At 35.2% G+C, this 22,809-nt stretch carries 20 protein-coding genes; 12 read left to right on the top strand and 8 right to left on the bottom strand.

The window, feature by feature from the left end; genetic code table 11:
* Nucleotides 1-425: 425 nt before the first annotated feature.
* From OEV82_RS02095 to OEV82_RS02085, 3 genes are all read left to right on the top strand, one after another.
* Nucleotides 426-1,181, top strand: coding sequence for a GTP cyclohydrolase II (locus OEV82_RS02095; RefSeq protein ID WP_173659838.1), 756 nt, complete (start codon nucleotides 426-428; stop codon nucleotides 1,179-1,181).
* Nucleotides 1,174-2,265 (top strand): bifunctional diaminohydroxyphosphoribosylaminopyrimidine deaminase/5-amino-6-(5-phosphoribosylamino)uracil reductase RibD, encoded by a 1,092-nt coding sequence (gene ribD, locus OEV82_RS02090; protein WP_263060839.1) that lies wholly within the window; start codon nucleotides 1,174-1,176, stop codon nucleotides 2,263-2,265. Before OEV82_RS02095 ends, ribD begins: the two co-directional genes overlap by 8 nt.
* A 132-nt stretch (nucleotides 2,266-2,397) precedes the next feature.
* Nucleotides 2,398-2,982, top strand: a complete 585-nt coding sequence (locus OEV82_RS02085) for a 5' nucleotidase, NT5C type (RefSeq protein ID WP_173659842.1) — start codon at nucleotides 2,398-2,400, stop codon at nucleotides 2,980-2,982.
* 75 nt (nucleotides 2,983-3,057) lie between these two features.
* Here OEV82_RS02085 and OEV82_RS02080 read toward each other — a convergent pair whose 3' ends face one another.
* Complete coding sequence (locus OEV82_RS02080) at nucleotides 3,058-3,783, bottom strand: YebC/PmpR family DNA-binding transcriptional regulator (protein ID WP_173659844.1); 726 nt, start codon at nucleotides 3,781-3,783, stop codon at nucleotides 3,058-3,060.
* A 309-nt stretch (nucleotides 3,784-4,092) separates the two neighbouring features.
* On the opposite strand from OEV82_RS02080, the gene OEV82_RS02075 reads away from it, so the two are divergent.
* The 4 genes from OEV82_RS02075 to prpB all read left to right on the top strand — a co-directional run bounded on the left by OEV82_RS02075 (nucleotide 4,093) and on the right by prpB (nucleotide 9,265).
* Nucleotides 4,093-5,547 (top strand): S41 family peptidase, encoded by a 1,455-nt coding sequence (locus OEV82_RS02075; protein WP_263060838.1) that lies wholly within the window; start codon nucleotides 4,093-4,095, stop codon nucleotides 5,545-5,547.
* Between the two features lie 251 nt (nucleotides 5,548-5,798).
* A complete protein-coding gene (locus tag OEV82_RS02070; RefSeq protein ID WP_263060837.1) occupies nucleotides 5,799-6,989 on the top strand; it encodes a PDZ domain-containing protein in 1,191 nt (396 codons plus the stop codon).
* 231 nt (nucleotides 6,990-7,220) lie between these two features.
* A complete protein-coding gene (locus tag OEV82_RS02065) occupies nucleotides 7,221-8,198 on the top strand; it encodes a tripartite tricarboxylate transporter substrate binding protein (RefSeq protein ID WP_263060836.1) in 978 nt (325 codons plus the stop codon).
* A 158-nt stretch (nucleotides 8,199-8,356) separates the two neighbouring features.
* The gene (prpB, locus tag OEV82_RS02060) at nucleotides 8,357-9,265 is read left to right on the top strand and encodes a methylisocitrate lyase (RefSeq protein WP_263060835.1); all 909 of its coding nucleotides are present in this window, start codon (nucleotides 8,357-8,359) and stop codon (nucleotides 9,263-9,265) included.
* 391 nt (nucleotides 9,266-9,656) lie between these two features.
* Here the strand turns inward: prpB and OEV82_RS02055 are convergent, their stop codons facing one another.
* The 4 genes from OEV82_RS02055 to OEV82_RS02040 all read right to left on the bottom strand — a co-directional run bounded on the left by OEV82_RS02055 (nucleotide 9,657) and on the right by OEV82_RS02040 (nucleotide 14,099).
* Complete coding sequence (locus tag OEV82_RS02055) at nucleotides 9,657-11,168, bottom strand: tripartite tricarboxylate transporter permease (RefSeq protein ID WP_263060834.1); 1,512 nt, start codon at nucleotides 11,166-11,168, stop codon at nucleotides 9,657-9,659.
* Nucleotides 11,169-11,190: 22 nt separating this feature from the next.
* Nucleotides 11,191-11,634, bottom strand: coding sequence for a tripartite tricarboxylate transporter TctB family protein (locus OEV82_RS02050; protein WP_173658351.1), 444 nt, complete (start codon nucleotides 11,632-11,634; stop codon nucleotides 11,191-11,193).
* A gap of 186 nt (nucleotides 11,635-11,820) precedes the next feature.
* Nucleotides 11,821-12,489, bottom strand: a complete 669-nt coding sequence (locus OEV82_RS02045; RefSeq protein ID WP_263060874.1) for a response regulator — start codon at nucleotides 12,487-12,489, stop codon at nucleotides 11,821-11,823.
* Nucleotides 12,486-14,099 carry a sensor histidine kinase gene (locus tag OEV82_RS02040; RefSeq protein WP_263060833.1) on the bottom strand — a complete coding sequence of 538 codons (1,614 nt, stop codon included), beginning with the start codon at nucleotides 14,097-14,099 and terminating at the stop codon, nucleotides 12,486-12,488. Before OEV82_RS02040 ends, OEV82_RS02045 begins: the two co-directional genes overlap by 4 nt.
* Before the next feature lie 177 nt (nucleotides 14,100-14,276).
* On the opposite strand from OEV82_RS02040, the gene OEV82_RS02035 reads away from it, so the two are divergent.
* Nucleotides 14,277-15,428 (top strand): AbrB family transcriptional regulator, encoded by a 1,152-nt coding sequence (locus OEV82_RS02035; protein ID WP_263060832.1) that lies wholly within the window; start codon nucleotides 14,277-14,279, stop codon nucleotides 15,426-15,428.
* Between the two features lie 169 nt (nucleotides 15,429-15,597).
* Entirely contained in the window at nucleotides 15,598-16,113 is a 516-nt protein-coding gene (locus OEV82_RS02030) for a type 1 glutamine amidotransferase domain-containing protein (RefSeq protein WP_173658354.1), read from the top strand.
* A gap of 77 nt (nucleotides 16,114-16,190) precedes the next feature.
* On the opposite strand, the gene OEV82_RS02025 is transcribed toward OEV82_RS02030, so the two are convergent.
* The 3 genes from OEV82_RS02025 to OEV82_RS02015 form a co-directional block, all read right to left on the bottom strand.
* Nucleotides 16,191-16,916 carry a YwaF family protein gene (locus OEV82_RS02025; protein ID WP_173658355.1) on the bottom strand — a complete coding sequence of 242 codons (726 nt, stop codon included), beginning with the start codon at nucleotides 16,914-16,916 and terminating at the stop codon, nucleotides 16,191-16,193.
* Nucleotides 16,917-17,012: 96 nt separating this feature from the next.
* Entirely contained in the window at nucleotides 17,013-17,726 is a 714-nt protein-coding gene (locus OEV82_RS02020; protein WP_173658356.1) for a lysophospholipid acyltransferase family protein, read from the bottom strand.
* The gene (locus tag OEV82_RS02015) at nucleotides 17,719-18,465 is read right to left on the bottom strand and encodes a glycosyltransferase family 2 protein (RefSeq protein ID WP_173658357.1); all 747 of its coding nucleotides are present in this window, start codon (nucleotides 18,463-18,465) and stop codon (nucleotides 17,719-17,721) included. The genes OEV82_RS02020 and OEV82_RS02015 overlap by 8 nt, the downstream gene beginning before the upstream one ends.
* Before the next feature lie 223 nt (nucleotides 18,466-18,688).
* Between OEV82_RS02015 and OEV82_RS02010 the strand changes: the two genes are divergently transcribed.
* The 3 genes from OEV82_RS02010 to OEV82_RS02000 all read left to right on the top strand — a co-directional run bounded on the left by OEV82_RS02010 (nucleotide 18,689) and on the right by OEV82_RS02000 (nucleotide 22,742).
* The gene (locus tag OEV82_RS02010; protein ID WP_263060831.1) at nucleotides 18,689-19,294 is read left to right on the top strand and encodes an alpha/beta hydrolase; all 606 of its coding nucleotides are present in this window, start codon (nucleotides 18,689-18,691) and stop codon (nucleotides 19,292-19,294) included.
* 161 nt (nucleotides 19,295-19,455) lie between these two features.
* Nucleotides 19,456-21,264 (top strand): M3 family oligoendopeptidase, encoded by a 1,809-nt coding sequence (locus tag OEV82_RS02005; protein WP_263060830.1) that lies wholly within the window; start codon nucleotides 19,456-19,458, stop codon nucleotides 21,262-21,264.
* Nucleotides 21,265-21,407: 143 nt separating this feature from the next.
* On the top strand, nucleotides 21,408-22,742 hold the full coding sequence (locus tag OEV82_RS02000) for an aminotransferase family protein (RefSeq protein WP_263060829.1): 1,335 nt from the start codon (nucleotides 21,408-21,410) through the stop codon (nucleotides 22,740-22,742).
* Nucleotides 22,743-22,809: the final 67 nt, after the last annotated feature.

Raw genomic sequence — 22,809 nt, 5'->3', positions numbered from 1 at the left:
TCATCGTCATAGTGAACGCCTTTTTTTAAAAGATTGTGGCAAAAACTGCTTTCAAAGGCATAGTGAACGCACTTTTATCAAAGGATCGTGGTAAAAACTGTTTTCATCGTCATGTTGAACGTACTTTTTCTCAGATTTAGCGAAAAGATCTACTTTTAGAACCTTGCTGACTCCTAGATATTCTTGTCTATGTGCACGCTAATATGAAGGAAAATTTGGAAGTTTATGTAGCAAGTAAGGAATTGGTCATTGTGCAAAATATAAATGAGGTATTCGAAAAGTAAGAACATATGAATATGGGAGACTTTTCACAAGACAATTTCAAAATAAATATTTATAATGAATTTTTGAATAGTTTAATTTTTAGATGAAGGTTCTAGTGCCTTTTGTATAAAATACTTAATTGGTATAAATGAGGGATTACGATGACAGTTACAAAATTGGATGAAAAAGTAATTTCATTGATAGAAGATAAAATACAAATGATTCAAACAGATGATAAGGTGATCTATTTAGTAGGTCCCATTAAGTTACCGGTAAATTTGTACGGAAAGACGGTTACGTTTAAATGGTATTGTTGGTTAAAATGTACGGAAGTCGATGGTACAGAAAAAATTATTGAAAAATTGTCGTCTATTAATTTGGCCGAGCTACAACAATCGAGTGTCCTTGTTTACGGTGACTTCGAATATAGTGATGATGCGCTTATACGTTTGCATTCGATTTGTCATACAGGCGATATTTTTGGTAGTAAACGATGTGATTGCGGCTTCCAATTAAAACAATCAATGAAAATGGTCGTTGAACATGGTAGTGGGGCAATCTTTTATCTAGCGAACCATGAAGGGCGAGGAATTGGTTTATTTAGTAAGGCAATGGCGTATATTTTGCAAGAAAATGGTTATGACACTGTAGAGGCAAACTTACAACTTGGTTTTGAGGATGATGCCCGTAATTACGATGATGCAATTCGCGTGTTAAAAGCATTACGGACAAATCCTGTTACATTAATTACAAATAATCCGCGTAAATTAGAAGCGTTACGGAAAGCTGGTATGCCACTTAAAGGGAGAGTACCACTTTGGGGGGATATTTCGGAGTATAATGAAAAGTATTTAGAAACAAAGGTTGCCAGGGCTGGACATTTACGTGATCATGAGGGGAAATGTAATAATGACTAATCATGAGTTTTATATGGATTTAGCGTTAAAAAATGCTTCCGCTATGAAAGGACAAACTTCACCAAACCCGTTAGTAGGCTCTGTCCTTGTTCGTGATGGCGAAATAGTTGGCATTGGTGCACATATGAAGGCTGGTGAGCCTCATGCAGAGATTCATGCGTTACGAATGGCCGGTGAAAAAGCCAAGGGTGCAACGGCTTATGTCACGTTAGAACCTTGTTCCCATCACGGTAGAACCGGTCCATGTGCTGTGGCATTAGTCGAAGCAGGCGTAGCGAAGGTAGTTATTGCGACTCTTGATCCAAATCCTCTTGTCGCTGGCCGTGGTGTGAAAATTTTAGAGGAAGCAGGTATCGAGGTAATTATCGGAGTTCGCGAAAAAGAGTCTCGTAAAATGAATGAAGTGTTTAATAAGTATATTGTGACAAAAAAGCCCTTTGTGACATTAAAGGCTGCGACGACATTAGATGGTAAAATTGCTGCACATACGGGTCATAGCCAGTGGATAACATCCAATGACGCAAGGACCGATGTTCATCACTTACGCAGTGAAAATGAAGCGATTTTAGTCGGTGTAAATACGATTATAAAGGATAATTCCGAATTAACAGCACGAATTCCAGGTGGACGTCATCCCATTCGGGTGATCATGGATACACGTTTACGAATTCCTTTAGATGCTAAGGTTGTTAAAGATAGAAAAGCGCCGACATGGATTTTTACAGGACGTGAGGTTGATGGAAAAAAAGTCGAAAAGTTAGTTGAAGCTGGTGTGAAAGTGTTCCATACGAGCAATTCTGATTTTGTCGACCCTGAAGAAGTACTGACCATTTTAGGAGAACAAGGTATAACATCAGTATTTATTGAAGCAGGTGGCACTGTAAATGGGTCCTTTTTTGAAAAAAAACTCATTGACAAAATCGTTTTATATATCGCACCAAAATTAATTGGCGGAAAGGACGCCCCAACGTTTTTAGAAGGCAATGGGCTTGCAGTAATGAGTGAGGCGATTGAACTCGTTGATTGTACCTTTGAACAAATCGGTGTCGATTGGAAGTTTACCGGTTATCCAATATTTAAGTAGCACAATTAGTGTTCGTTCTAAAAATATTCAGTAGGCAAATATGTTTTGCAATCGCGATAAGTAATAAAAATTTCAATTACACATATAAACATACTATAATGAACTTAAACATAAGATAAATGAGGGAATTCAATGAGGTTTGGCTTTGATATTGATGATACGTTAATTAATGTACGGGAACAGGCATTTCATATTTACAATCAAAAGTTGAATACAAAAGTACCAATTGAAGAATTTTATCAAATTCAACGGTTGGAAATTCATGAACCTTTTGGAATGGATGATATTGAAGGTAGTAAAATGTGGCAGAATATGGAAGATGAGATCTACTTTTCCGATATTCAACCTTTCCCAGGGGCATTGGAATTTTTACAAACTCTCGTAAATAAAGGTCACGACATTTTTTATATTACAGCTCGGTCCAAACGTCATGGAGACCGGACAAAACAATGGTTAAAAGAAAAAGGGTTTCCATTAAAAGAGGATCATTTCTTTTGGGGAATGAAGGATGAAGAAAAAATTAATTTTATTCAAGAGTTGCAGTTAGACTATTATTTTGATGATAGTCCCTATGTATTAAAAACGTTGTTGAACGAATCTGTACGTGTTTTTATTAAAGACCAACCGTATAATCGGTCAATTCTCTTACCCCGTTTTGAAAGCTGGCAGGATTTTTATTTTGGTAAAGATGGAAAGTTATATCTTTCGCAAAAATAAACAAAAAAGTAATGAAAAATACAGGGCTGACACCATCATTTGTGTTCAGCCCTTTCCCTTTTTAATAGAATAAGATTATGCTTCGCTGTCTAAATCAACATTATGATAAACACGTTGTACATCATCAAGGTCTTCTAATACATCGATTAGCTTTTCAAATTGTTCTTGTGCCTCTGCGTCTAATTTTACCTCTGATTGTGGAAGCATCGTTAATTCCGCCACATTAAACTCTTCAATACCAGCTGCTTTTAAAGCTTCTTGTACCGCATGGAATTGATCTGGTTCGGCATAAACAACGACGGAACCGTCTTCTTCAAAGATATCGCGCACATCAATGTCTGCTTCCATTAAAATTTCAAGAACTTCATCTGGTGTTTTACCATCGAAGGCAAACACGGCAGTTGAATCAAACATGTATGAAACTGAACCACTGACACCAAGATTTCCACCGTTTTTACCAAAAGCAGCACGAACATCAGAAGCAGTACGGTTAACATTGTTTGTTAATGCATCAACGATCACCATAGAACCATTTGGACCAAAACCTTCGTAACGAAGTTCGTCATATTGTTCATCGGCACCGCCTTTTGCTTTATCAATTGCCCGTTCGATAACATGTTTAGGCACATTATATGTTTTTGCCCGTTCAATTACAAATTTTAACGCTTGGTTTGTCTCTGGATCAGGGTCACCTTTTTTTGCAGCTACATAAATTTCAACGCCGAACTTTGCATAAATGCGGCTTGTATTTTTATCTTTTTCTGCTTTTTTATACTTGATGTTATTCCATTTACGACCCATAGAAACACGCCTTTCGAAAAGATTTTAATTTGGATGGGGCTGATCCTCCAACATTGGACAACCCAAGTCTATTTTTCATTCGGAAGCACCGAAATTGAAAATTTAAATCACTTAACTATTATACAACAAAATGTTGAACGTGAGAAAAAATTTATAAAAACTGTTCTAGAGAAATTTCGTTTTTAGCATAACTTGTCCTTTCGAATCATATAGTTTTTTTAGAATTATATCATCGTTCTTAAAAAATGCGGCGTATTGATTCTCGAAATGATCTATTTAGACGAGCCATATAATAGAGGAGGGACAAGTTTGCGGAAATCCCATGTTGTGATCTTGCTAATTTGTACGATGGTTTTAACATCATTCGGTACGTATTTAGGAATTCAATTCACAGCGAATGATGAGAAATTAGATGATACAAATCAAGAGGGGACGATTTTCCAACCTTCAACAACCAGTGAAGATTTGGATATGGCTAAAATTCAAAAGACGTATCAATTAATCAAAGAGTCTTATGTGGAAGAAGTTGAGTCAAAGACACTCATAGAAGGTGCAGTCGAAGGCATGCTTGCATCACTAAATGACCCATATTCTGTGTACATGAATGAAGAAAAAGCAGCACAATTTAATAGTTCACTAGATTCATCTTTTCAAGGCATTGGTGCTGAAGTAACGGAAATGGATGGAAAAATTATTATCGTTGCCCCGTTTAAAAATTCACCTGCAGAGAAAGCCGGTTTGAAACCATATGATGAAATTATTCGTGTAGACGGTGAAGAAGTAACAGGCTTAGATGTATATGAAGTAACATTAAAAATCCGTGGCGAAAAAGGGACAAAAGTTGAACTTGAAATTGTAAGAGAAGGTGTAAGTAAACCGTTAACGATTGAAGTGGTCAGGGATACGATCCCAATTGAAACGGTCTTTTCCAACGTGTTTGAAAGTGACGATAAAAAGATCGGTTATATTGAAATTACATCCTTTTCTCGAGAAACGAGCAAAGACTTTACGCAACAATTGGCTGAGTTAGAGGAGCAAGGAATAGAAGGGCTTATTATCGATGTCCGTGGCAATCCTGGTGGATTGTTAACAAGTGTAGAAGAAATTGCCGGAGAATTTATATCAAGTAAAAAGCCAATCTTACAGATTGAAAATCGCGACCAAGGTCGGGAGAAGATCTTTTCTAAAACAAAGAAAGAGAAACCGTATCCTGTTGTCGTTTTGACAGATAAAGGAAGTGCTTCAGCTTCTGAAATTTTAGCTGCAGCATTAAAAGAAGCGGAAGGATATCCAGTTATTGGTGAGCGGACCTTCGGAAAAGGGACTGTTCAGCAGCAAGTTGATTTAGGAGATAAAAGTAATATTAAATTGACGATGTATAAATGGTTGACACCAGATGGTAACTGGATCCATCAAAAAGGGATTGAACCGGATATTCATGTTAGCCAGTCAGAGTTATATCAATTACACCCCTTACAAATTGATGAGTCCTTACATGTTGATATGAATCATGAGCAAGTAAAATATGCCCAAATGATTTTAAAAAATTTAGGTCTTGAGCCAGGACGTGTAGATGGGTATTTTAGTGAAACAACAGAGGCGGCTGTGAAGCTTTTCCAAGAGGAAAATAAGTTGCCTGTAACCGGGCGAATTGATGGAAAAACGGCAGAAGCGATGGAAGAGAAAATTCGTGAAAAACAAGCGGATGCGAAAAATGATCGTCAGTTACAAATGGCATTAAAATATTTTGAATATAAGGATTGACTTTAATCGTTAGAGAAGTACCATTGAGGTGCTTCTTTTTTTGGGGTGAACGGCCAGATATCAGCTAAAAAATTATTCATAGAATGCTATCCATCTCTTGATAGTATTTGCTCAATTGTTCCAAATTTCGGTTAATAAACTTAAAAAGAATATAAATAGGAATATTATGTTATTTTTGTTAAAATAGAAGAAAAACTCAAAATCTATTTTATCACGAATTTATATAAAATGAAGAAAAAGGAGGTGCTTGAATGGAGTGGTTCATTCAATTAGGGAAAGGATTGGGTGCATTTTTCTTTAACCCTTTGCTCTATCTCGGTTTATTGTTCGCTGTGTATTTAGGTTATATTCGGGTGAAGCGGGAGAGGAAAAACTTTACGATCCGAGTCAAAGATGGTTGGTTTGAATTTCGCACATATATAAAAAAGGGATGGTTACTAGGGCTAATTTTTTCAATTGTAGCCTTCCTCATTGGTTTTATGATTCCTTTGGCGTATGTCTTTACCCTAACTGTTGTTACCGTTATTTTATCCATATTTTTGAAACCGGGTGCTTTGTCAGCTGCCTACACGTTTGGGATTTCCTTTTTTATAATTTTGGCGATTGAATATAGTGGTATTGAATTACCAATCTTGCAAGGAATTTTAGACCAAGTGACAAAAGAGGTTATTCCAGGTGCAGCATTACTTACGGGCTTCCTTTTACTTATCGAAGGTAACTTAATAAATAAATCGGCTTCCCAACATACTTCACCAAAATTAGTCCGCAGTAAACGAGGACTGAGAGTTGGTATTCATGAATCAAAACGATTATGGCTTATTCCTATGCTTGTCTTAATTCCATCTAACGCACTATCCATTCCAATTGATTTTTGGCCAATTGTTCCGACAGCAAGCGGAGGATTTACCTTTTTATTTGTTCCATTCTGGTTAGGATTTGGTGCTCAAATCCGTAGCCAACATCCAGAACGAGGCGTACGAGTGATTGGTAAGCAAGTTACGATATTGGGAACTATTGTTACATTTATTAGTGCTGTAGGTTTTTGGTATCCAATTGCATCTATCGTTGCTGTCGGAATTGCAATAATCGGACGTATTCTTATTTCTGTAGTTTACTATGTAAAAGATGATGCACAAATTTTTTACTTTTCGAGAGGCAATCAAGGAATTGTTGTCCTTGATATTATCCCTGGATCGCCTGCTGACAAAATGGGACTGCAGATTGGTGATGTTATTCGTACCGTTAATGGTGTTCAAGTTCAAACAACGCAACAGTATTATGAAGCTTTACAATTGAACCGTGCCTATTGCAAATTAGAAGTTATTGACGATCAAGGGGAAAATCGCCTTGTCAACCGTGCTCTTTATGAAGGTGAACATCATGAACTCGGCGTGATTACTTTTGAAATGGACAGCAAGTGGGAGAAAAAGGATATTAGCTAATTGAATAGACCATGAATTAATAGATTAATAGGTTTGTTTAAAGTAGGATCAGCTACTTTGAGCAAACCTTTGTTTTTGTATTATTACTGAATCGTTTTCATTTATCTTATGAACAAAAAGAACAAAATTTCGTTTAAGTAATTAATTAATTTTATATTGAAAACGGTTACATCAAATGACTTACTAGTTACTATAGAAGTAATCAAAATTTCAGTAAAAAGGGGGAGGAGTATGAAACGATTATTATCCGTGTTCGTTATTTTTACACTATTATTATCCGCATGTTCAATAGGTTCTTCTGGGGATGGGAAGACTTTTCCAACGGGGAATATTGAGTTAGTTGCTCCTGCAACGCCGGGTGGAGGCTGGGATACAACTGCCCGTGCAATCCAAAAAATTTTACGAGATGAAAAACTGGTTGATCAGAATATTAATGTCGTAAATAAACCAGGTGGTGGTGGAGAAGTAGGCTGGCAATACTTGTCGACCAAGGATGCACACCATTTAGCTATAAATTCAAGTTTGTTAATTTCAAATCATTTATTAGGTCAAAGTAATTTAACTTATGAAGATTTTACGCCCATTGCAATTTTAACAACAGAATGGATGACGATTGCAGTTTCAACAGATTCAAAGTTTCAAAATGCCATTGAAATTATGGAGCAATTAAAAGAAGATCCACACTCATTAAAAATTGCGGTTGCACCAGGCTTAGGAAATAACGACCATTTATCTTTTGTTCAAGCTGCAAAGGAATTTGGGGTTGATGTCACCAAGTTGGACTTTATGGTTTATGAAAGTGGCGGAGATGTTTTAACGGCATTGTTAGGTGGACATGTTGATCTAGCAACAATGGCACTTTCAGAGTCAAAAGAACAACATCTTGCTGGTAATCTTAGAATATTAAGTGTCTCTTCTGAAGAAAGAATTAAAGGATTAGAAGATGTTCCAACATGGAAAGAACAGGGTATAGATATTGTTTTCCCTCATTGGAGAGGAGTTATGGGTCCTAAGGACATGACAGAAGAAGAGATTGCTTATTGGGATGATGTATTCAGTAAGATGGTAGAAACAGAGGCTTGGGATGAACTGGTAAAGAATAACGAGTGGTCCCATTTCTATAAAAATAGTAGTGAAGCAAAAGCTTTTTTCGAAGAACAAACAGAAATGTATAACGAATTAATAACGGAAGCGGGATTGGTAGAATAATCATAACGTAATCGTTGGGGGTGTCTGTAGGGTTAAACCCTTTGAACTTATCTAGCCATTTCCATACTAAAGAATGCTAGATATTGTTCAAGGGTCCCTTTAGGCAGCCCTTTTTTGTTAAACAGTGAAAAATTCTTTTGTAGAAAGGAGAAAATCTAGTGACTTGGTTAGTTGAAAAGGAAAAAAGTCAAGGAGAACTAGCAGAACGATTTAAACGGTTAATTAATGGTGATTCAATATTAAAAATCGTTGGTACACATGATGGAATGTCAGCGGTAATTGCAAAAAAAGTAGGATTTCAAGCACTTTACTTATCGGGAGGTGCATTTTCAGCAAGTCAAGGATTACCAGATTTAGGTATTTTACATTCACGAGAGGTTGCAGAAAGAGCAAGAGAAATAATCCGAGCGACAAATTTACCACTGTTAGTAGATATTGATACAGGATTTGGAGGAATACTCAATGTTGCTCGAACAGCCAAAGAAATGGTAGAAGCAAAGGTTGCAGCAGTTCAAATTGAAGATCAAATGCTTCCGAAAAAATGTGGTCATTTAAATGGAAAAAAACTCATACCTGCAGAAGAAATGGCCCAAAAGGTAAAGACAATTAAAGAAGTTGCACCAACATTAATGATTGTTGCACGAACAGATGCACTAGCAGTAGAAGGTAGGGATGCGGCAATTGCTCGGTTAAAAACATATGTTGAGGCAGGAGCCGATATTGTTTTTCCCGAAGCATTAACAACAGAGGAAGACTTTAACGTTTTTAGCGAAAGTTTTGATGTTCCATTATTAGCCAATATGACTGAATTTGGCAAAACACCCTATTATACTGCTGAGGAGTTCCAATCATTTGGTTTTTCAATGGTGATTTATCCTGTTACATCAGTCCGAGTTGCAGCTAAAGCGATCGAAATGGTGTTTACTGAAATTATGGAAAAGGGTACCCAAAAAGACGTACTCAGTCGAATGCAAACTCGTAAAGAATTGTACAAAACCATTAATTTATATGATTATGAGGATTTAGATAAAAAAATAGCAAAGACGATTTTACCAGAAATAAAATAAAGAAGAGGGAGCTGTTCGGGAGTAAGGGTCTAGTAGATTTTTCTTTTATTGGCAGACAACGCATTTAGCAGGTTTATAGACTCTGATGCCTGACGTTTACGATTTCGGTACAAATGCGATTACTGTTCATGCAAGAGATTGAATATGTTTGCTTGACTTTGCACACGTAGAAAAATATGGTACATTTACGTATCACCAAATATTTCAAATTCTATGATTTCGGACTTTTGGATAGGAGCATCCCAATTTAAAACTCTTTTTACTAATCAAGGGTGCTTGAACCAGTTCAAAAATTTAACCCAAGAATTATCATGTTCTTGGGTTAATTAACTGCCTACGAACATCTCCTTAGGATTGGGATGCTATATAATTTCGTCAGATCCTTCCGATTTTACAAAGAGCTTTGTTCATCTGTTTTTGCTTCCCATTTTTTTCTAAGTACATTCATAATTAATGGATAAATAAGAGATAAAATAGTTAAGATTAATAAAACGATCGCTATTGGCGAACCAACAAAAATGTCTAAACTTCCGTCTGAGGCAACGATACTTTTTCTAAAGTTTTGTTCCATTTGAGAACCAACGATTAAAGCTAACACCAGCGGAGCAATCGGAAAGTCATACAGTTTCATAAATAAGCCAATGACACCAAAGATGATTAATATATAGAAGTCAATAATCGCATAGTTCATAGTGTAAGCACCAATAAAGGCTAGAACAAGAATAATTGGATAAAGTATTTTTGACGGGATATCTAGAACTTTAACAAAAACACGAACCATGTAAATATTAATTAAGAAAAGAAAAATATTACCTAAAAATAAAGCATCGACTAAACTCCAGACCATGTTTGGATCACTTTCAAATAATAATGGACCTGGATTTATTCCAAGCATAATCAATGCCCCAAGCATGATAGCAGTCGTACCCGAACCAGGTATTCCCATTGTTAATAATGGAACGAAAGCACCCACAGCTGCAGAGTTATTTGCAGTCTCAGGAGCAGCTAAACCTTCAATGGCTCCTTTCCCGAATCTTTCTGGTTTTTTTGATAATTGTTTTTCAGTACTATAAGCCATCATCGATGCGATGGAGCCTCCTGCTCCAGGTAAAATTCCTACTAGAAATCCTAAAGGAGAACTTCTAAATATCGGCCACTTTGAACGTTTCCAGTCATCTTTTGTAATCCAAACACGTCCGTACTTTGTTTTCTTACCGGCAGGTTTATCGATAGTTAAATAGTTATATAAAACTTCTCCGATAGCGTATACCCCGATGATAATAACTAAAAAGTCAATTCCGTCACTTAAAAAAACGTTGTCAAATGTAAATCGGTACACTCCTGTTTGTAAATCAATTCCTATGGTGCTTAACATTAAGCCAAATCCCATTGAGATAAATCCCTTTACTAGATTACCAGTTGATAAAGCTACAACGGCTGATAAAGTAAATAACATTAAAAGAAAGTACTCTGCGGGACCAAATTGCAAAGCAAAGCTTGCAAGAGGTTTAGCTAAAACCATAAAACCGATGACAGCGACTGCACCACCGATTAGAGAACCAATGGCTGTGATTGCAATAGCAGGGCCTGCACGACCTTGTTTTGCCATTTGGTAACCATCAAAGGTAGCCGCAACGGCAGATCCATCTCCTGGTGTGTTAATTAAAATAGAGCTCAATGATCCGCCATACATGGCACCATAATAGATCGTAGCCATGAAGATAAGTGCACTTGTAGGATCCATACCAAAGGTAACAGGAATTAAAACAGCAATGGCTGTCGCTGGTCCTAACCCTGGTAACATCCCAACAATCGTACCTAGAAATCCTCCGAACATAACAAATAATATATTTTCCGGTTGGAGTACAGTGACAAATCCATGAAAAATACCTTGCCAATCCATTTATTATTTCCCTCCTTTTTAATTATGGTAGACTAACATCTAATAGATGGTAGAAAACATACCATGAACCGACACTAAAAAGTACAGCAACTGAAAGATTAACAAGCCACTTGTTTCTCCCGTTTACGATAAAAAGGATGGCTAACATATATAAAATGGTAGAAGCCAAATATCCGATTCTTTCAAAAATAAATGCGTAAATAAGAGATATTATTAGCGTTGAGATGATAAGAACAGGAGCGCGTCCTTTAAATAACAATTTGACTTCTTCCTTTTTTGGATAATGTTTTAATAATTCCTTTATGAAATAAATAACACTCATAATAAATAGAAAAATACTAATAATCAATGGGAAATACATAGGCGCATTTGGGTCACCTAATTTTGCTTTAGGGAGATTAATGGTATAGATAAAATAAAAAATGCTTATCAAAATACAAACACTTGGTACGATCAACCTGCCCAATCTAACCTCATCCTTTCTATAATGGATTTTGTTATTTATAATCAGTTATTTTAGAATTATTTTACAATTCAACTTTCAATTTTGTAATCGTTTCCAAAATAATTTATATAAATTACAAAAAAGACTTTTTGTTCATTTTGTGCACAAAAAAGCACCTTGAATCACCTCAAGATGCTTTTGTAAGCTTTATCTTTTGAAATATTTTCTTTCAGGTCTGCCTACAATGCCGTATTCTAGTTCTGCTGTAACTTCATGGATGGATACTAAGTACTCTAAATAACGACGTGCGGTTGTTCTAGATGCTCCCATTCGTTCTCCCATTTCTTCAGCTGTAATTCCTCCTTCAATTTGATTTAATATGTTTTTTACTTTTTCTAATGACAGAGAGTCAATTCCTTTAGGATAATTTGGTTTTGAACCGTTTTTGTCTCCAAAATATTGATCTACTAAATTTTGATTTACTTTATCCACACTATTCAATAATCGTTTTCTCTCGATATAGTTTTTAATTGTCTTTTCAATTTTTTCATATGTAACTGGTTTTATTAAATAATGAAATACGCCATTTCGAATCGACTCTTCTAAATGTTGCTTTTCTGTTGCTGCTGTAATAATGATAATATCCACTTGAGGAGCCTCTTTTCTAATAATAGGAAGTAGTTCAGTACCTAATTGATCAGGTAAATAGATATCTAATAAAATAAGATCAATGTTTTCATGCCTTTTCAGTTTTTCCAATGTTTCTTTAGCATTGTAAGCTTTATCAATAACCTTTACTTTATCCATTTTTTGCAAAAATTGTTCGTGAATCGCTGCAATTCGAAAATCGTCCTCCGCTATTAATATATTCATTATTTAACCACCCCGTTATTTATTGATTGCTCCTTTGGTATATATACTGAAAATATTGTTCCATTCCCTTTGTTCTGTTGAATTTCAATATCCCCGTTCAAATAATCAACGACAGATTTTACGTTAAATAATCCGTAACCCCGATATTTTCCGTTCTTTGATGATACACCTTTATAGAAAACTTTAGGTATTTCCTCCTCATCCGAAAACCCTTTTCCATTATCACTTACTTCAATAATGATATCGTTCCCAATATCGGTCGCAAAAAATGTTACAACTCCTTTTTCTTGTTCTACTGCTTCAATCGCATTATCAATTAAATTCCCAATAATTGTAACGATATCAGCTGTTTGGATGAAGTTTGGAAGTTTTGATAATGAGGAGTTTTCATCAATAGTAAATTTTACTTTCTTTTCTGAGGCCTTTCCTAGTTTACCTAATAAAATGGCTTGAACCCTAGGATCGTTGATTTGGTTAAAAATAATTTCATTATGGAAGTTTAATTGGTTCGTTTCCTCTTGTATAAGTTCAATTACTTGATCATATTGTTTGAGCTGGAGTAAACCTGATATCACATATAACTTATTTGTAAACTCATGAGTTTGGGCACGGAGTTCTTCAGAGTAATTTTTAATTTCAGTAATTGTCTCTGCCATTTTTTGAATATCTGTTTTATCTCTAAAGCTTGCTACAACACCCACTTTTTTACCGTTTTCCATTATAGGCGTATAGCTTACGATAAAAATTTTATTATTTAAATTAATTTCTTCGTCTTTTGTGTTTATATTAGAATTTAGTATTTTTACCATTTTGAAATCTGGTAAAATTTCTTGAATCGGTTTATTAATACACTCTTTGGAAATCCCGAGCATTTCCTTTGCAGATTTGTTTATTAATGTAATCATCCCTTTTTGGTCAATGGATATAATTCCCTCGTTAAGGGATTTAAGAATTGTTTCACGTATAGTGTAAAGGGATGCGATCTCGTCTGGTTCTAATCCTAAGATTTGTTTTCTAATACTTTTTGATAACAAGTAACCAGCATAAGATCCAATCGTTAGTACACTAACTCCTATAAGAAATACTTCTTTTAATGTTGGAATAATAAAATTGTGAATTGTTTTTTTGAAAAATCCGACACTGACAACCCCAATAATTTGTTGATATTCATCTGTTTTAATAGGGGATTTTGCCCAAATAATTTTACCGTTAGGGGTTTCAGCTTCAATCGTATATTCACTACCAAAAACAATAGCTTTATAATTATCTTCATCATAGAGATCATGATGTAAATCATGATCAGGGGATAGATATGTTGTGCCATTTTTATACTCTATTAATATGTAATCCGGTTTCACTTTCCCTTTTATTTGATGAATCATGGCTTGTATTTCACCAATGGATTCATCATTATTGGTTTCGGGATTTTTTACGACTGGTAACAAAGAGATTGATTTAGAAGTTTGTAAGGCGAGAGATTCAATCTCCTTCCTCTCGTCTACAATTTCATAATATATAAATAAAACGGTAAATATGGTGATGACGAAAAAAATAAGTAAGCTAATTAGAATTATAATCTTCGTTTGTAATTTCACATTTAACCTTTTCAACATTTTCTGTTCACCGCAAATCACTTGATTAAACTAATAATTTAGAATTATATTTATATTATAACTTATAAGTGAACTCACTAAAATATTTAAGGATTAATTTTTTGCATATAACATTTTGTACTGGAATAAATATGGTAACAAGAATAATGAACGATGCGCACATTATTTACTTAAATAATGTTTAAATGGAAAACAGCCTTAAAGGCAATTTCATATGATGATTTCCATAAACAAAATGCGGAAAGAAGGCAGGGGTTATCCTTGATTGTAAAAAAGCTAGTTATCATTTTATGGGGTTTTTTAATGGGGGGATTGTTAAATTTTATTAATGTCCCGGCAGGTTGGCTTATTGGTGCTATGATTGCTGGAATGATATCAGCCATGACTTTTGGTAGAATGAATAGTAATAAATATGTATTTAAAAGTGGCTTATGCTTATTAGGCATCAGTTTCGGTGCAAATATAAATATTGATTTTTTTATTTCCTTAAAGAATCTTTTGTTTCCCTTGATCATCAGCATCTCTTTAATATTAATAATTGCTCTGATTTTATCAAGACTATTATATAAAAATTCAAATTTAAATTATGTAACGGCGTTATTTTGCTGTATTCCTGGCGGGGCTTCCGAAGTAATTGGAACGAGTCATGATGCTGGTGCTGATGAACGAATTGTTGCTGCCTTCCATACTGCAAGAATAACTTTGTTTGTTTTCTCAATTCCTTTGTTAACCGGTGTTGCCTCTAATGCTTTATCCAATCGTTTGTCAGACGATTTTCAAGTAAAAATAGGGATAGTAGAGATTCTATTTATTGTATTATTCATTATTTCTACGATATTAATAGAAAAATTAATACGTATCCCCATTGGTCCGTTGTTTATATCAATGGTACTTAGTTTCTTAGTGAATCAATTTTTTGACTTTGGGAGTAACTTTTACATATTGCCTATAATAGGTCAAGTCATCATTGGAGTGGTGGTAGGACAAAAATTTGACCGTGAAGCTTATCAACAAATAAAGAAACTAGGTTTACTTACATTAACAATATTATTTGTTCTATTTGGAACAAGTTTTATCATTGCCTATTTATTTTCACTCATTTCAAATTTAGATTATGCGGTAAGCTTATTAGGGGTTGTTCCTGCCGGTGCAGCAGAGATGTCATCCACAGCCTTTGCTTTAAATTTAGAGCCTTCGATAGTCGCAGCACTACAAACTGCACGTCTAATTGTTATCTTTCTATTATTACCTCTGCTTACCACATATGCCCAAAAAATGTCATTGGTGTTAGAAAAGCCCGAGGATAAACATTATAAACATTATTCTTGATTGTTAACATTTGTAAAGTTTGCTATTTTAACAAATATTTTATTAGTATATTGATCCTTCCGTTAGTTATCATAATTCATATAATTTGAAAATGAATAATTCAACATTTACACTATATATGTGGAGTGAACCACATATTATACTGAAATATGATACGAGGTGAGTATTCATGGGAAAAAAAGTAGCTGTTGTAATGACAAGCCTTTTCGAGGATTCAGAATTTACTTCTCCAGCAGATGCATTTAAAGAAGCTGGACATGAAGTCATTGTCATTGAAAAAGAAAAAGGAAAAACATTAGAAGGAAAACATGGAGAAAAAGTTCTTGTAGATGCTGCCATTGATGATGTAAAACCAGAAGACTTTGATGCCTTGTTAATTCCTGGCGGCTTTTCACCTGATTTATTACGGGATGATGACCGCTTTGTAGATTTTACTAAAGCATTCATGGATGCAAAGAAACCAGTATTCGCCATTTGTCATGGACCACAATTACTAATCACAGCTAAATCACTAGAAGGACGTAAGGTAACGGGTTATAAATCGATAAAAGTTGACCTAGAATATGCTGGCGCAAATTTTGTTGACGAAGAGGTTGTTGTTTGTGGCGATCAATTAGTAACAAGCCGTACACCAGCAGATCTTCCAGCTTTCAACCGTGAATCATTAGCCTTACTGAACAAATAAATGATGGAATGATGAAAGGGACTGACAACGCAGTCCCTTTTTGCATTTTTATTGATGGCTGTGCATATGTGTTTGGATTAGGTTTTTTGATGAATATGCCTTTTTGATTTTTCTTTAAATATAAACCAAACAAGAAGGCTCAGTCCAACCAATAGTACTTCTAACGATAGGATGTACCACGGATGAGGACCTAAATAATCTAATAAACTGGCGCTTTCAGGTTTCTGCCTTAAAAACATATAGTTGCCACCGGTCAAATGATTTGTAAATAAAATAATCGGGAATAAAAGATTTAAAAATATAATGATTTTAACAACCGATCGTAGGGTTGGTCGATAATGCTTGCTCCATGTAAAATAGAGAACTGTCCAAACCATAACGATATGAGTGTAGAAAAAGTGCAAAAATCGAAAATGAGGAAAACCGAAGTCTAATACAGGTGTTAAAATGGCTTGTGTTGCACCGAGTAAGGCAATAAATAACAAAAGTTCGTAGATCCATTTGTTTCCCGAAAAAAGAAGTAAGACACATAAAATTAGTCCGATGCTACATAGGTCAAGTGGTAAGGATTGATAAGTAAACCAAATGTCATTCTTAATTTGCCAAAGGTGGAATAAAATTTCAAACAAAAACAATGAAACTGCAACCGCCAATTCCACTGTACGCATGTTTCGTGTTGGTAACTTATTACGAAGGAGATAGAGTATGCAACAACCACAAAAGAAAACAAAAAGCGTTATCATATGTTGTGCCGAGAATATTGTAAATGGATAATTTAATGTATTCACCCCAAACCAATCCATCGCCATCCTCCTTATTTTTATTGTGTGTCAATTTTCCAACATTATATGAAAAAACGATGGCGATAGAAAATTAAAATAGAAGAAGATTTAAGGTTGTTAACCTACTTTTTCTTCTTTTCCTTGATCATCCCCTGATTGAATAGCTAAGGCATTTAATTCTGTTTTGATTTTTTCTAATACAAATTTCCGTTCTTCTTGAAACTTGTGGCCGTCTCGAAAATAGATTGGTGTTCCTGTCACGAGCGCTTTCTTTTTCTTACTGGCATAGAGCGGGACAAAACATATGTGTCGTCCTGTTTCTTTAAAAAAATATTTTTCAATAAATAAAAATCCATCATATAAGTCGCCAACTGTTGCTGAGGAACTACTATAATCGATATTCGGAAAAATGATAACGTGTTCACCCGCGTTTAATACTTCGATTGTTTTCTTAAATGTATCCATGATTGAACGAGAACCGCGGTAAACTGGGATTGCTTGTCCGGACTGGATTAACTTCGGTATAAATCGGGATATTGGAAAGGCCATAATTTTAGCTAATGTTTTTGGCCAGCCGAAGCGCTTAGTAAAGGTAAACTCCGAATATTGTTTAAAACAAATGTGTTTATTAAAAAAAACATGAAGTGCCCATACATGTAAAGGCTTTGGAAATGAAAGTAAGGTGACAATTGGACCATGCATATTTTGATGATGGGAAACGTATACAACAGGACCTTTAAAATTTGCAACTTTGTCAACGGAATATTTCTTATAAAAAAGACTAAGAATCCATCGACTAAATTTAAATAATGGACCATAAAAATTACTCATCAAAATCACCGGCTTGTTTCAATTGTTTTTTAAATTGGCGATTGAAGTTGAAAAATCCAGCCATAATACGATGGAAGATTTTTAATGAATCTTTTATTGTTCGGTAATAGGATCCTTTGTTATTGTTATGATAGATGGTTTGAATCACGACTTCACGAATTCCCAGTTTTCGTTTTTTCGCATAAATTAACATATTAATTTCATATTCATAACGTTCGCCTTTCAGTAGCGTCATTCTTTCTAAATGGGAGAAAGGTATGGCTCTTAAGCCTGTTTGTGTATCTTGCAACTTACTGCGGAATAGAAGATAAAATCCAAAACTTGTAATTGTATTGCCAATATAACTCCGTTTTGGCACATTTGCTTCATGAAAATTGCGGATCCCTAAAACTAAGTGGTTAGGATTTTTTGCAAAGAAATCGGATACACGACAGACGTCTTCTAATGCATGTTGTCCGTCGGCATCTGCGGTTACAACCCCTTCAATTGTAGGGAATTTGTTTAAACAATATGAAAAGGCGGTTTTCAAAGCTCTTCCTTTTCCTTTATTTCCATTATGGACGATCACTGTGCAGTCTTCCATATTCTGTAATTCATTAAAAATATAATGGGTACTTGGATTACTACCATCATTTACCACAATGACATGGGGGAATCCTTTATCCAATAAACGTTCCACATATTCAATTAGTTGCTCTGGTGGATTTAGAGCAGGTATGATCACCACTTGTTTTTTCATATGATATGTCTCCTAAATAGAATTTATATTATTAATATATTTATTAGTATGAACAATATTTTATAACGAAAAACTACATTTCTCTAATCATACGTTTAAAGGTTCACAATTTGACTTCTAATTTTATAATAGATATAATTATTTCGAATTAGAAATAGTTAAATTCGAACAGTTCCATTTCAAAAAAATGTTAAGCTATATGATCTTGAAAGGGGATTAATCTATGATTCATATTTTTAAGAAAGGGAATGATGAAAGTAAACCGACGTTATTACTATTACATGGGACAGGTGGAAACGAGCGAGATTTGTTTCCCCTTGCTGAACGGATTGATCCGAATGCCAATGTATTAAGTGTTCGCGGTAATGTAGTAGAAAATGGAATGCCGAGATTTTTCCGACGTTTAGCAGAAGGCGTTTTTGATATAGAAGATTTAATCAAACGGACAGAGGAATTGAATGAATTTCTAAACGAGGCTGCAGATCAATATGGATTTGATCGAGACCATATTTTAGCAATTGGTTATTCAAACGGAGCGAATATTGCAGGAAGCTTACTATTTCATTATCAAGATGCTTTAAAGGGGGCTATACTCCATCATCCAATGGTACCGAGAAGGGGGATTGCATTGCCTGATTTAACAGGAAAGAAGATTTTTATAGCGGCAGGGAAAAATGACCCGATTTGCTCTCAAGAAGAGTCAGTGGAATTAAAAGACTTCTTTGAAGGTGCAGGAGCGAAGGTTGAAATGTTCTGGGAAAACCACGGTCATATGCTGACTTATCGTGAATTAGAAGCTGCAAAAACATGGTATGATCAAATTTATTAGAAATAGACATTGGCTACTCGAATGGAGTAGCTTTTTTTAGCAAAAAATGAGAGATATTCAAACACAAAAATTCTATATAAAAATGTCAGAAGAAACGATTCAATAATGGCGTCCTATTTATAAAACAAGTAAAATAGTAATATAGGAAAGGAGTGTAGGTAATGAAATATGTAGACACATGGGATTTAGATGCTATTTTTCCAGGTGGTACCAAATCACCACAATTACAAGACAAATTAAAACAAGTGGAAGGAAATATTGAAGAACTGAAACAACAAATCACCAGTTGGAACTTTACAGAAAACAAATCCGCTCAACCGTTAAAAGTTATTTTAGCGCAACAAGAAACGATTGAAAAAAGATTGTATCAAGCAGCAACGTTTATCAATATGTATCAAGATGCATATATGGATGATCAGTATGCTAATGTTGTACGTGGACAAGTTGCGGAACTTGAAACGGAATTACAGAAACTTTCCACTACATTTAACAAGAAATTAGTTGCGATTTCCGATGAAGACTGGAATAAACTTTTAGAAGATTCGCAATTAAAAGAACTGTCTTTTGTATTAAACGAATTTCGTGATGAAGGGAAGCGGCTTCTTTCAGAAGCGGAAGAAAAAATTATCGCTGAACTGGATAAAGACGGGTTGACCGCTTGGAGTCGACTTTATGATACGATTGTTTCAATCATGACGATTCCGTATACCGATAAAGACGGAAAAACAACAGAGCTATCTGTCGGTCAAGCTATGAACCGTATGTATGCTGACTCTGACCCAGAAGTGCGTAAACAGTTATTTGAAAATTGGGAGTCGGCTTGGACAAAATTTGCTCCCATTTTTGCCGATAATCTGAATCACTTAATTGGTTATCGTCTTACGTTGCAAAAGTTACATAACCGTAAGCATTTTCTTGAAGAGCCGCTTGAATATAACCGGATGACTAAAGAAACGTTAGATGCCATGTGGACAGCCGTTTCGAACAATAAACAGCCGTTCGTTGACTTTTTAAATCAAAAAGCGAAGGTTTTAGGAATGGAAAAATTAAGTTGGCAAGATGTTGATGCACCAGTTGCTGTCGGTGATGTTAAGCCAACGAAGTTTTCATATGATGAAGCATGTGATTTTATTATTGAGAATTTCTCCACCTTTGGACCAAAATTAGCAGCATTTGCTAAACATGCACTTGAAAACCGTTGGGTGGAAGCGGAAGACCGTCCAAATAAACGACCAGGTGGCTATTGTACAGAACTTCCTGAGTTCCAAGAATCACGAATTTTTATGACTTTTACCGGTTCTAACAGTGATGCGAGTACATTAGCTCACGAACTCGGTCATGCTTTCCATAGTCATGTAATGAATGACTTACCACGTTTAAATCAACATTATGCGATGAATGTGGCTGAAACAGCAAGTACGTTTGCGGAAACGATTATTAGCAATGCGACAGTAGCGAATGCGAAATCAAAAGAAGAAAAAATTAGTCTTTTGAATGCGAAAATGGAAAATGCAATAGCCATGTTCATGAACATTCATGCCCGCTTCTTGTTTGAAACTGCGTTTTATGAAGAGCGAACCAAAGGATTCGTGACAGAAGAACGTTTAAATGAATTAATGGTGAATGCGCAAAAAGAAGCTTACTGTGATCGTTTAGCTTCTTATCATCCACATTTCTGGTGTAGTAAATTACATTTCTTTATTGATGATGTGTCTTTTTATAATTTCCCATATACCTTTGGCTATTTGTTCAGTTTAGGTATTTATGCCGAGTACTTGAAAAATCCTGAAGGCTTTGAAGATAAGTATATTGCACTTCTTCGTGATACTGGTTCAATGAAAGTAGAAGATTTAGCAATGAAGCATTTAGGAGTGGATTTAACGCAACCGGACTTCTGGGAAGCAGGGATTAAATTAGCTGCTCAAGATGCGGAAGAATTTATTCGTTTAACAAATGAAGTAATGAATTAAATATTTGATTGATGTAAGCCTATCTCATCATTTTGGGATAGGCATTTTTTATAATTTCTAGTTTTTTAAAAGAATAAATAGAGAAATAGACAAGTAGAATGATTACGAATAGCCATTTTGAAAATGAATTTGGAGGGGAAATGATGAAAAATTTAGTTGAATTAGATAAGAACCATTTTATTCATCCCACTTCATCGATCCAACAGCAACAGGAATACGGTCCGAAAATCATAGTAGAAAAGGGAGATGGCATATTTTTAACTGATAAGGAAGGGAATGTTTTTATTGATGCGATGTCATCTTTATGGAATGTGAATGTCGGTCATGGGCGCAAAGAATTAGCAGAAGTGGCAAAACAGCAAATGGAAAAATTGGCCTTTAGCTCGGCATTCTCTACATTTAGTCATGAGCCTGCCATTCTTCTAGCTGAAAAAATCGCTTCGATTGCACCGGAAGGATTAAATGCAATCTTTTTTACATCGGGTGGTTCGGAATCGAACGATACGGCTATTAAAATTGCCCGTCACTATTGGCGAATTCAAGGCGATACACAGAAAAAGAAAATAGTCGCATTAAAAAGAGGGTATCATGGGGTTGCTGCAGCTTCAACAAGTGCAACAGGTATACCGGAGTTTTGGAGTATGGCTGGACGTTTAATGGAACATGTCGTTCATGCAGAAACACATTATATGAAAGGGACACAAATCGCAATTCAATCCCTTCGAGAGATCATTGAACAAGAAGGTCCTGAAAACATTGCGGCCTTTATTGTAGAACCTGTACAAGGAGCTGGTGGTGTTATCGTTCCATCAGAAGATTATTTAATAGAAGCTAGGAAAGTTTGCAACGAATATGACATATTAATGATTGTTGATGAAGTCATTACAGGCTTTGGTCGTACAGGTAAAATGTTTGGTATTGAACATTTTAATCTTCAGCCAGATATGATTACTTTTGCTAAAGGGATCACAAGTGGCTATATCCAGCTTGGTGGTGTCATTATCTCTGATCATATCCATGAAGTGTTAAAGGAGAAATCAAAAGGAACTCTATTTCATGGTTATACGTATAGTGGTCATCCAGTAGCGACAGCGGTTGGTCTAAAAAATTTAGAGATCATTGAAAGGGAAGGTCTAGTAGAGAACGCAAGAGTAATGGGGAACCGGCTTTTAAAAGGGTTCCAAAAATTACAAGAAGAGATCGATATTGTTGGTGACGTTCGTGGTCTTGGTTTACTAGGAGCTATTGAATTCGTTCAAGATCGATCGAATCATCAAAGATTTGCACCGGAACTTCAAGTGGCTGTGAAGGTGATTGAAGCTCTTCATCAAAGAGGTATTATTTGTCGGCCCGTCACTTATGAAGGTGTCGACATTATATGTTTTGCTCCTCCGTTAATAATTAATCAATACCAAGTTGATACAATTTTAGAACGCTTGCAAGATGCAATACTAGACGTCCGAAAGCAATTAGGTTAGGTTTTAATATTTAGTTCATTTTAATAGAAAAGGAGTTTTCTTTTTGATTTTCATCTAGTTTTCGCAC

This window comes from Pallidibacillus thermolactis (genome assembly GCF_025660415.1).
Classification (GTDB): domain Bacteria; phylum Bacillota; class Bacilli; order Bacillales; family Caldibacillaceae; genus Pallidibacillus; species Pallidibacillus thermolactis.
Note: the sequence above shows the minus strand (reverse complement) of the source record. Positions and strands in the feature narration are given on the sequence as shown.